At 65.0% G+C, this 10,549-nt stretch carries 10 protein-coding genes; 5 read left to right on the top strand and 5 right to left on the bottom strand.

Features of this window, described 5'->3' with window-relative positions; translation table 11 throughout:
• Nucleotides 1–140: 140 nt before the first annotated feature.
• From ACX80N_RS17675 to ACX80N_RS17665, 3 genes are read right to left on the bottom strand one after another with little or no spacing between them, the layout of a single operon-like run.
• On the bottom strand, nt 141–1,037 hold the full coding sequence (locus ACX80N_RS17675) for an ABC transporter permease (protein ID WP_459340456.1): 897 nt from the start codon (nt 1,035–1,037) through the stop codon (nt 141–143).
• Nucleotides 1,037–1,990 (bottom strand): ABC transporter permease, encoded by a 954-nt coding sequence (locus ACX80N_RS17670; protein WP_459340455.1) that lies wholly within the window; start codon nt 1,988–1,990, stop codon nt 1,037–1,039. Before ACX80N_RS17670 ends, ACX80N_RS17675 begins: the two co-directional genes overlap by 1 nt.
• A gap of 1 nt (nt 1,991) precedes the next feature.
• Entirely contained in the window at nt 1,992–3,590 is a 1,599-nt protein-coding gene (locus tag ACX80N_RS17665) for an ABC transporter substrate-binding protein (protein WP_459340454.1), read from the bottom strand.
• A 213-nt stretch (nt 3,591–3,803) separates the two neighbouring features.
• Between ACX80N_RS17665 and ACX80N_RS17660 the strand changes: the two genes are divergently transcribed.
• The 3 genes from ACX80N_RS17660 to ACX80N_RS17650 all read left to right on the top strand — a co-directional run bounded on the left by ACX80N_RS17660 (nt 3,804) and on the right by ACX80N_RS17650 (nt 7,240).
• Entirely contained in the window at nt 3,804–4,526 is a 723-nt protein-coding gene (locus tag ACX80N_RS17660; protein ID WP_459340453.1) for a YoaK family protein, read from the top strand.
• 1,225 nt (nt 4,527–5,751) lie between these two features.
• A complete protein-coding gene (locus ACX80N_RS17655; RefSeq protein WP_459340452.1) occupies nt 5,752–6,510 on the top strand; it encodes a sensor histidine kinase in 759 nt (252 codons plus the stop codon).
• A 22-nt stretch (nt 6,511–6,532) separates the two neighbouring features.
• Nucleotides 6,533–7,240: a nucleoside/nucleotide kinase family protein gene (locus ACX80N_RS17650; RefSeq protein ID WP_459340451.1), complete on the top strand. Its 708-nt coding sequence runs from the start codon at nt 6,533–6,535 to the stop codon at nt 7,238–7,240.
• A 341-nt stretch (nt 7,241–7,581) separates the two neighbouring features.
• On the opposite strand, the gene ACX80N_RS17645 is transcribed toward ACX80N_RS17650, so the two are convergent.
• A complete protein-coding gene (locus tag ACX80N_RS17645; protein WP_459340450.1) occupies nt 7,582–8,217 on the bottom strand; it encodes a YitT family protein in 636 nt (211 codons plus the stop codon).
• Entirely contained in the window at nt 8,214–9,311 is a 1,098-nt protein-coding gene (gene hisC / locus ACX80N_RS17640) for a histidinol-phosphate transaminase (protein ID WP_459340449.1), read from the bottom strand. Before hisC ends, ACX80N_RS17645 begins: the two co-directional genes overlap by 4 nt.
• A gap of 91 nt (nt 9,312–9,402) precedes the next feature.
• Here hisC and ACX80N_RS17635 point away from each other — a divergent pair, with 91 nt between their 5' ends.
• Nucleotides 9,403–9,897: an Lrp/AsnC family transcriptional regulator gene (locus tag ACX80N_RS17635; RefSeq protein WP_459340448.1), complete on the top strand. Its 495-nt coding sequence runs from the start codon at nt 9,403–9,405 to the stop codon at nt 9,895–9,897.
• Between the two features lie 487 nt (nt 9,898–10,384).
• On the top strand, nt 10,385–10,549 hold a 165-nt coding region (locus tag ACX80N_RS17630), incomplete at its 3' end, for a PhzF family phenazine biosynthesis protein (protein WP_459340457.1).

The raw sequence follows: 10,549 nt of genomic DNA, 5'->3' as shown, positions 1-10,549 counted from the left end.
GTCGAAGGCGTTGCCGCCGCGCTCGAGCACGGCCTGGGCGGAGGCGGTGGCCAGCCAGTGCGTGGACGCGCTCATGCCGAAGGTGCCCTGGAGCGTGGGCCGCGTGGTGAAAGCGGGAGGGGAGGTATACGTCATCGTGGTCACTTTCGGGTGGAGTTCGTCGGGTCGAAGGCGTCGCGCAGGGCGTCCCCGAACAGGTTGAAGGCGAGGCAGATCAGGGCGATCGCGATGCCCGGGAAGATGGCCGCGCTGGGTGCGCGGAAGAGGTACTGCTGGGCGTCGGAGAGCATGATCCCGAGGCTCGGCGTGGGTGGCTGGATGCCGAGCCCGAGGAAGGACAGCAGCGCCTCGCCGATCACCGCGACGGGCATGATCACCGTAGCCTGCACGATGATGGCCGACGTGGCGTTCGGCAGGACGTGCCGCAGCATAATCCACGACGGCGAGGCGTCCATGGTGCGGGCGCCGAGCACGAAGTCGCTCTCCTTGATGCGGAGCGTCTCACCGCGCACCACGCGGATCATGGTCGGGATCTGGGCGATACCGAGCGCGACGGCCGCATTGCCGAGGCTCGGCCCGCTGATCGCGGCGAGCCCGACGGCGATGATCAGGAACGGGAACGCGAGCGTGACGTCGGTCAGGCGGGAGATGACGGCGTCAAACCCGCGGGAGTAGCCCGCCAGCAGGCCGAGCGGCGTTCCGATGACGACGGCGAGCAGCACGGAGAGCACGCCGACCTGCAGCGAGGTCTGGATGCCGAACAGCAGGCGGGAGAGGATGTCCCGGCCGAGGTCGTCGGTTCCGAGCGGGAAGCCCTCGGTGAAGGGTCGCTGAAACGGGGTGTCGAAGTGCACCTCCGTGGGAGGGTAGGGTGCCAGGATCGGGGCGAGGAGCGCTGCCAGGACGACGGCGACGAGCATAACGCCGCCGGTGATGCCAAGCGGGTTGGAACGCAGGGAGGACAGGATGCGGCCGCGGCCGGAGCCGAGGCCCGCGCCGCCCGTCCCTGTTCCGGGGGTGAGTGTTTCGACGGCCATCAGTTGGCTCCTCCGACGCGGATCTTGGGGTTGACCACCGAGTACAGGATGTCCACGGCGAGGTTGATGAGGATGTAGCTGACGGTGATGATGAGCACCACGGCCTGGATCACGGGGTAGTCGCGGGTGAAGACGGCGTCGAGGGTGAGCTTGCCGAAGCCCGGCAGCGCGAAGATGCGCTCGGTGACCACGGCTCCCGAAATGAGGCCGCCGAGCTGCAGGCCCACGATGGTCACGACGACGATCAGCGAGTTCCGTAGCCCGTACCGCACGAGCACCCGGCCGCGGCCGAGGCCCTTGGCGCGCGCCGTCCGCACGTAGTCCGTGGTCATGGTCTCGATCATCGACGCACGGGTCTGCCGCATGATGACCGCGGCGAGCCCGGTGCCGAGGATCAGGGCCGGCAGCGTGAGGTAGTAGAGGCCCCGGAGCGGGTCCGAGAGCACGTCCACGTACCCGGAGGCGGGGAACCACCCGAGCGTCACCGCCAGGTAGAGGATGGCGAGGATGCCGAGCCAGAAGTTGGGGACCGAGAGGCCGATGAGGGCGAAGGCGTTCGCGATCCACTCGGGCCAGCGTCCGCGGAAGCGTTCGGCGATCACGCCAAACAGGATCCCGACGACGATCGCCACGACGATCGCGTAGGCGGAGAGCCAGAGCGTGACCGGCAGGGTGGTGGCGATCAGCTCGGTCACGGGGGTACCCGTGCGGGTGGATTCGCCGAAGTCGCCGCGGAACATGTTCCGCACGAACGCGAGGTACTGGGTGACGAGGGGCTGGTCGAGGCCCATCTCGGCCCGCACGGCCGCGAGCTGCTCGGGGGTCGCCTCCTCCCCCGCCATGGCGAGTGCGGGGTCGCCGGGCAACTGCCGTACCCCGATGAAGACCACGATCGAGGCGAGGACAAGGGTGACGATCGACTGCCACAGCCGGGTGAAGAGGTAGCGGCCCATGTCAGTTCTCGCTCTCGGAGGACGTCTCGATGAATGCGGCGTTGCTGAGGTGGACGACGCCGTCGGCGAAGGTCTCCACGCCCGCGATGTCGGTGCTGTAGGCGGTGAGGTTGCGCTGCCGGTACAGGTAGATCAGCGGGTTGTCCTGCTGGACCAGTTCCACGGCCTCTCCGTAGAGGGCCGCGCGGTCCTCGGCGTCGTTGATCTGGGCCGCACCGGTGAGCAGCCGGTCCACCTCCGGGTTGCTGTATCCGGAGTAGTTGTTGCCGCCGCCGGTCGAGAGGAAGTTGAACATGTTGCCGTGCGGGTCGATACGCCCGGACCAGCCGAGCTGCAATGCCTCAAAATCACCCCGGGACTGGACGTCCAGGAGGGTGGAGTACTCCACCGGCACCACGGTGAGGTCGAACCCGCCGTCGGCGGCCGCAGCCTGCAGCGCCTGGCCGTACCGCAGGGTGTCGGGGGTGTTCGTCACTTGCATACGGATGGGGTACGGCACCTCGACGCCGGCGTCCTCGAGCAACTTCTTCGCGCCCTCCGGGTTGAAGGGCGGGCAGTCCTCGCTCAGCTCGGAGGCGTAGGGGCTGTCCGGTGAGATGGGCGAGCACGCCGGCTCGAACCAGCTGTTGAACACCGTGTTCACCAGTGCCTCGCGGTCGATCGACATGGACAGTGCCATGCGGATCGCCTTCTCCCGCGCGATCGGGGTGTCGATGACCCCCGGCGGTTCCCCCGCACCCTCGGTGTTGCCGACGTTCACGGTGAGGGCCTGGTACCCCAGCGAGCCGACCTGCAGCACACCCACGCCGTCCTCCTTGAGCAGGGCGTCGACGTCCTGCGGGGAGATGGTGTCCGCCACCTGCACATCGCCGGAGCGGAGGTTGGCGGCACGGATGTTGGCGTCGGTGATGATGCGGTAGGTGATGGTGTCCAGGTGCACGGTGTCCGCGTCGTAGAAGAGCGGATCGCGCTCGACCGTTATGGAGGTCTGCGGCACGCGGTCGACGAACTTGAAGGGCCCGACACAGACGGGGCTGTTGCCGAAGTCCGCGCCCTTCTCCTCGATGGCCCGGGGGGAGAGCATCATCCCGGCGCGATCGGCGAGTGCGGCGGTGAGCGGCGCGAAGGGTTTCTCGTAGCTGATCTGAACGCGGTCAGGACTCACGGCCCGGATTTCGGCGATGGGTCCGAGCTCGCCGCGTCGTGTGGAGCCCTCCAGTGTCAGGTGGCGTTCGAGGGTCGCGCGGACGGCGTCCGCGTCGAACGGCACGCCGTCCGCAAAAACGGCGTCGGTGCGCACGGGGATGGTGACGGTGAGGCCGTCGTCGGAGATCTCCGGCAGGGCCGTAGCCAGTTGCGGGACGATCTCACCCTCGGCGTCGATGTCGTAGAGCTTCTGGCACATGGTCTGCATCACATAGCGCGTGTAGAGGGACGACGACGTCGTCGGGTCGAGCCGGTCCGGCTCAGCGGACAGCGCCATCACGAGGTCACCTCCCTCACGGATCGTGGCATCCCCGATCGGCACGCTCGTGATGTCCTCACGTACGGGAGTGGCCGGCAACGCCTGGATCGGCTGGCATGCCGTCAGGGCCGTCACGACCACGACCAAACCGGCGAGCAGACCGGGCCATCGGACAGCCCTGCAACGAGAATGCTGAGTGGAGATTTGTAAATGATGCATGGCGGTTCCTCATGGACGGGCGGGACGGAGCTTGTTCTGCACGAAGAGCGATGCTTGTATTGAATACAATCGTTGGCTCGACAATCAGTTTTGTATACGTTCATTTCATAGATGTTTCCAAGGGGATACGTGAAGAAGAATCATGTGGCGACGGACCGCCTCCATCTCTTGCTCATGCTCGCGCTAACGTTCTCCACCGGGGTGATCGACGCCGTCGGCTACCTCGGGCTCGACCGGGTGTTCACGGGCAACATGACCGGCAATGTGGTGCTGCTTGGTATGGCCTTCGGTGCCGGCGCGGATCTTCCCATCCTCCGGCCGGCACTGGCCCTGGTGTTCTTCATGGTCGGTGCAGCCCTCGCCGGCCGTGTCCTGCGGAAGGGTCTGGAGGGGTGGTCGGGCCGGACGTCGGCCACGCTCCTTACTGTCACGCTCGGCCTGACCGCCCTTGCCGTGTTCGTGGGCCTAGTCGACGTGCAGGCAGAGGAACTCCTCGGCAGCATCACGACGTCGGTCCTCGGAGCGATGATGGGTATCCAGGCCGCGACGGCGAAGCGCCTTAAAGTAGCCGAGATCACCACCGTCGTCGTGACGTCGACCATCACGGGCCTCGCCTCGGACTCCCGGCTCGCCGGCGGCAAGAGCCCCTTCTGGGCCCGCCGCTTCTTCGCGATCGCGCTCATCCTGCTCGGCGCCGTCGGCGGCGCCCTGACCTTGCGGGTGGAACTCTGGCTCGGCGTCGCAGTATCGGCCCTCATCTCCGGCGTCGTCACCCTCCTCGGGCACCTGCGGTGCCGATCGGACCGGAAGCTCGGGGCAGCGGGAAACGTAGAGGAAACTGCATTACGGTAGAACAATTGACCAAATAGACCAGTAATTCGAATCCCATCAACTGACCTGCTCGTGGTCTCGCTACCGCTGCTTATCGTGCTGCTCTGGAGGCTGCGAATTAAAAATCCGACGTGGGTCCACAGGAGTGGGGACCGGGATCACGAAGCGGCTAGTAAAATGCATCGCGGGACGTGTCGGGGACCTGTCTCACCGCAGCCGTCAGGTTGTCGTACCTCACGTGACCGGCAGGGATGCCGCCGATCGTCGCGAAGGCCTCGAGGTTCCCTTCTAGGAAAGCTTCTTGCCCTTAGGTCGGGTACACGCGGTGCACCGCTTTGCCTGAGTACAGGCGGAAAACGAAGAAATAGCACTTGGTGCGAACCCTTGCCAGATCGACCCATGCCTCGCCGAAGTCGACCTCGGCTTCAACCCCGGATGCTTATTCCTACGGAATGAACACGTCCGCGGTAGACATCCCGGCCTCTCGCTCGAGTTCAGGGCGCCGCCTCTTGACGAAGTGACGGACTGTTAAGTTTGACAGTTGCCTGCCGTGTTTTCGACCAACCGATCGTGGATGCGCTGAGCGGTATGACGCTGCTTTCGCGTTCCGTTCAGATCATCTCGCAACATGCCGTCGATCAGAGCTTTGAACTGCCCGAGTTGAGGGGCATTCCTAACCGGCGGTTTACGTCGTAGAGGCTCCGCCGACACCAACGTCTTACAGACCGTCCTACATGCAACCCGGTACTTCCTGGCTAAGAACCATATGGAGTCACCGTTGACCCTCGCGTCCCTGCGGATCTGCTCGAATAACTCCACTTTCGACTCCATCCCCTCACCGCAGCCGACCTGGACCTGCTGGCCGGCATCAATCCCAACAATCGACCACAAGAGTTCATGCTTTCCAGCGGGCGCTATCGAGTCGACGCCGCCGCACTACCCAGTGAGCTCACCTCGGAAGGATCCGTCCTCGTCACAGGCCTGTCCACCGCGGAAAGGGACAGCACTCTCCTGTCCCTCGACCTCACCGTGGCCGGATTGTCCCTCGCCGGGCTCATCCTGACGGGCCTCACCGGAACGGCAATCATCCGCCGGTCCCTGCGTCCCCTCGAAGAACTCTCCGCCGTCGCGACATTCGTCTCCCGACTGCCCCTGTCCTCCGGCGAAGTCACCATCCCTGTCCGGCCCCCCCGCCGCAGCCCAGCCCGGTACGGAGGTCGGCACCGTAGGGCTGGTCCTGAACGGCATGATCGACCACGTCACGAGCGCCCTGCGGGAACGCCAGTCAAGCGAGATGAAGGTGCGGCAGTTCGTGGCGGACGCGAGCCACGAACTCCGCACACCCCTGACCTCCATCCGCGGCTACACCGAACTGATCCTTATGAGCGAGACCGTGAGCTCGTCCGGACGGTCCGCGCTCGAACGCGTGGACAGCGAATCCAAGCGCATGTCCTCCCTCGTCGAGGACCTCCTGCTGCTCGCCCGCCTCAACGAAGGCCAACGCGGCGAGGCGTCCGACGTCGACCTCACCGAACTTGTCATCGAGACCACCAGCGACGCCCAAGTAGCGGCGCCGGGCTACGCCTGGAGCCTCGACCTCCCGGACGAGCCCGTCGAAGTGCGCGGCGTAGAAACCGAAATCCGCCAAATACTCATCAACTTGCTCTCCAACGCCCACAAGCACACCCCGCCCGGCACCGCCATCTCCACGGCCGTAACGCTCGACGAATCTCACGCGCGCATCACCATCACCGACAGTGGGCCCGGCATCGACCCGGCGTTCCTTGACACCATCTTCACCCGGTTCAGCCGAGGCGACAGCGCGCGGACCACGAACACCGGCAGTACCGGGCTCGGCCTCGCCATCGTCCAGGCCCTCGTCGAAGCCAACAGCGACACGATCAGCGTCACCAGCGAGCCCGGCAAGACGCAGTTCCATGTGCAGCTGCCCCTGGTCGTAGTCGCCACACAGGCACATCACATCCCTGACCAACAGCTCTCATAGAATCCGCCACTACAACAGAAGTATGAAGACATCAGCTGCCCGCCCGACTTCCCCAAACCCGTCAAATCGCCAACTCGTGATTGTCCTCGTGGGCATCGACGGGGCCGGCAAGACGACCGCGGCACGAGCACTCAGTAAACTTCTCGGGCCCTCCATCCCCACACTCGTCCTCGCCAACTACTCGGGACGGCGCACCATGACGGCTTGGGCCGAACGATTCGGCGTCACCCTTCCCACCCGGGTGCTGGACTCTACCGAGTCAGTAATCCGTGCAGCTAACGTCATCTCCAACAACGTTCGATCACGATCCTTCGAGGGCATCATCATTATGGATCGGCACCTCCATTGCCAGCAGGCGCTACGCAGTGCACGCGGACTCCGCCCCGGGCGCTTCATCGCCGCGATGACGGCATTGCTTCCCGCACCGGACGCCGTCGTCTTCCTCGACGTCAGCCCGGAAGAAGCACACCACCGCATCACACTGCGCGGCACGGACACCGAGACGCTCGAAGACCTGCGCGCATACCGGGCGGGCTACCTGGGACTGACCGAGCTGGCCAGCTTCCAGCGAGTCCCAGCGGACGGGCCTCTACCGACCGTCCTCGACGACCTCGAGGAAGTTGTTCACGGACTGCGGCAAGGAGCAATGATGAAAACCAGCGCCCCACTGTCGACGACATCAACGATGTCACCTCTTCATCGTCATTACGCGCCAGCAAACGGCGCCTAAAACTGAGAAGGTCCCTACAACACGCAGATCCTGCCACCCGGGTTCTTGCACCGTCTCGAAGCGACCTTCTTAGTGATCCGGTTGATGGTGTCTTTGGAAACTCTGGCCCTGTAGACCATCCTCAAAGTGCACCGTGGTGTGCCCGGAGGTTACCCGTGGACGGAGAGGGAGAGCAGGATCTGATGAATTTCGTTCAGGCATCGTTTCTGCTTCGGTATGATCACCTGTTCGAACGACCCGTCCTGCCCCGAGCACCCCGATTTCGACTGGGGCCGATCTTTGTCAGCACCGTCTTCACTCGGGTGTCGTCGCGCATTTTCGCCGTGATACGCATGTGTTCCTCACGAGGCCAGGTAGCGCCCGGGACGATGGTTCAGCGCCAGGACGAGATTCATCAGTGTTGCGCCCACTGCGGACAGGACCACCATCAGCGGCGGGACGAACGCGAGTGCGGCCAGGACGATCGCCACGTCGAGGACCATCTGCACGAAGCCGGCTCGCCAGTTTAGGCGCTCCTGGAGGATCAGGGCGAGGATGTTGAAACCTCCGAGGCTGGACCGATGCCGGAACAGGATCAGCAGACCGATACTCGCCAGCAGGTTGCCGCCGAGGACTCCGTAGAGGGGCGCGACGACGATGTCGCCCAAGACAGCCGGATGCACTGAGGACAGGCCGGAGACCATCGCGACGGCGCAGATCGTCCGAAGCGTAAAGTCCCACCCTTTCTTCCATACGGCCAGGGCGAAGAACGGCAGGTTGACCGCGAGGAAGAGGACGCCCAAGGGCAGGTCCACCGCGTAGCTGACCAGGAGGGCGAGCCCGGCGGTGCCACCCGTCACCGCTTCACTCGACTTGAGCAGGAACAGGCCAAGCGACGCAGCGAAGGATCCCGTGATGAGCCCCAGGACGTCCTCGATCAGCGTGTGGCGGAGGGGCGGTGCCTGCTGGATCGGCAGTGCGGCCGTCGTGCTCGTCACTGGTTCCCGAACCTTTCGCGCTGCGCTAGGACCGCGAGGACACGCTCATTGGTCTCCCGATCGGCCAGCGAGATCCGGACGCCGTCGCCCTGGTAGCCGCGCGCGAGGATGTCCGCGTCCGCGAGGACGGAAAGAATTTGTTCGCGGACCTGGTCGCCGCACCGAAGCCAGAAGAAGTTCGCCTGGCTGTCCGTCACGCTCCAGCCGGCATCGTGCAATGCTGCGATCATCCGCCGGCGCTCGGTGCGCACCTGACGGACGCGGGCCCGGATCTCGTCCTCGACGGCCAGCGAGGCCACCGCAGCGCTCTGCGCCAACCGGTTGACGCCGAACGGGATCGCGGTCCTGCGCACCCCGTCAGCGACGGGAGGCCGGGCTATGGCGTAGCCGACCCGGAGCCCCGCCAGGCCGTAGGCCTTCGAGAAGGTGCGCAGGATGCAGATGTTTGGGTAGCGGCGGTACAACTCGAGCGCATCGGGTGCACCGGAGTCGTCCTGGAATTCGATGTACGCCTCGTCGATGACCACCAGCACGCGCGATGGCACCTTGCTGAGGAAGTCCTCCGTGCTCGCCGGATCGAGTGAGACACCGGTCGGGTTGTTGGGTGAGCAGAGGATGATCACCCGGGTCCGGTCACTCACCGCAGCCGCCATGGCTTCGAGGTCGTGCTGCTCATCGGGCAGCAGGGGTACCCGGACCGGCTTCGCTCCCGCCACTGCTGCGAGGATCGGATAGGCCTCGAAGGACCGCCAGGCGAACATCACCTCGTCGTCCGGGTCGCAGACCGCGGCCAGGATCTGCTGCAGCACGCCCGAGCTTCCCGGTCCTACGGCGACTTCATCGGCGGAGACCGCGAGATGCAGGGCGATCGCCTCCCGCAGGTCCGCCGACGCCATGTTGGGGTACCGCTGGATCCGCGCGGTCTCGGCTGTGATGACCTCGACCACCGAGGGCAGGGGCGGGAAGTGGCTCTCGTTGGAGGCGAGGGCGGCCGTCAGCGCGGTCTGCGCGCTGCGTCCTGCGACGTAGGAGGGAAGGTCGGCGACGGCGTCACGCAACCGGGGCGCGTCGGAGATGCTGGAGGTGCTGGTCATGCAGCGATCCTTCGGTAGGTCCCCACCCTTGCGCAACACACGCCTTCAGCACAGGACAGATCCGGGGCGCAATGCCGCGGGAGGTGACAAAATGCTCAGTGTGCACATCATCGACCCCCTTGACGCCAGAATCCTTCTCGCCCTGGACCGAAACCCGCAGGGTACCGTCCTGTCCCTGTCACGGGAACTGGGCGTCGCACGGAACACGGTCCACGCGAGGCTGCGCCGGCTCCTCACGGACGGTAGCCTGGGCCCGTCCAGCCAGCGCGTGCGGACCGAGTCGCTCGGGTTGCCCCTGATTGGTTTCATCTCTATAGCCATCAGCCAGTCGGCGAGCCACGAGGCGACGGAGCACCTGCGAGGGATCCCCGAGATCGTCGAGATGCACGCGACGACCGGTGATGCCGACCTCCTCGCGAAGGTGGCGGCAAAGGATCCTGCCGATCTTCACCGGATCACGAACCTTATGCTGGGCATCGACGGGGTGGTGCGGACGAGTACCGCGATGTCCCTGGTGGAAGTGATGCCCACCAGGACCCTTCCCCTCCTCGAATCCGCAGCACGCACGGGTGAGGCCAGGACCTAGGTCTGCAGCGGGCAGGGCGGGAGGATCAGCCCAGCACCTCCACCGCATGCCCAGGACGCAAGCTCTTCATGACTTCTGCTCTTGAGCATCATCCGTGCTACAACGCCCAGGGCCAGGTCACCATCCGCAATACCGACCTCCCGGCAGCGATACGGGGTCAGCACATTGAGTCAGGATGCATACAGTTGCAGACCGATGCGTTTGTCACCGCCGGCGGACACAAGCGAGACGTCCCGTGTTGTCCAAGCAGGTTCCGTGATTCGTGCCTGAAGAGTCGCTTGCAAAACGGCCCCCTGGATTCAACGAGGCGTAAGACCACCGGGCAAACACCGTAGGATCGGTTCAATGAGATGTGCCTGCGAAGATCGAACGCCGGTTCACTCGAAGCCAGTCATGGTTGTAATGGGATAAACCACTCCAACGGATGCCCGCACACCGGGCGCCACCGTGAGCCTGCCATGTGTCCGCTAGTTACTACGCTGGGGGGATGACGACAGATGTTTCCTCCCTCGGTGGCGTTTTGCGCTATGCGGCGTTCACAACCGATCCTGCTGGCGGCAACCCGGCAGGAGTAGTACTCGATGCATCCGCCCTGGACGCGCACGAGATGCAGGCGATTGCGACGTCCATCGGCTACGCAGAGACAGCTTTC

This window comes from Arthrobacter sp. MDT2-16, assembly GCF_054510925.1.
This window is presented reverse-complemented; position numbering and strand designations above follow the sequence as displayed.

Bases quoted from the DNA above. Each gene is read 5' to 3' on its own strand.
- ACX80N_RS17675 (WP_459340456.1), bottom strand. From the start codon at position 1,037: ATGGCCGTCGAAACACTCACCCCCGGAACAGGGACGGGCGGCGCGGGC.
- ACX80N_RS17670 (WP_459340455.1), bottom strand. From the start codon at position 1,990: ATGGGCCGCTACCTCTTCACCCGGCTGTGGCAGTCGATCGTCACCCTT.
- ACX80N_RS17655 (WP_459340452.1), top strand. From the start codon at position 5,752: ATGATCGACCACGTCACGAGCGCCCTGCGGGAACGCCAGTCAAGCGAG.
- ACX80N_RS17650 (WP_459340451.1), top strand. From the start codon at position 6,533: ATGAAGACATCAGCTGCCCGCCCGACTTCCCCAAACCCGTCAAATCGC.
- hisC (WP_459340449.1), bottom strand. From the start codon at position 9,311: ATGACCAGCACCTCCAGCATCTCCGACGCGCCCCGGTTGCGTGACGCC.
- ACX80N_RS17635 (WP_459340448.1), top strand. From the start codon at position 9,403: ATGCTCAGTGTGCACATCATCGACCCCCTTGACGCCAGAATCCTTCTC.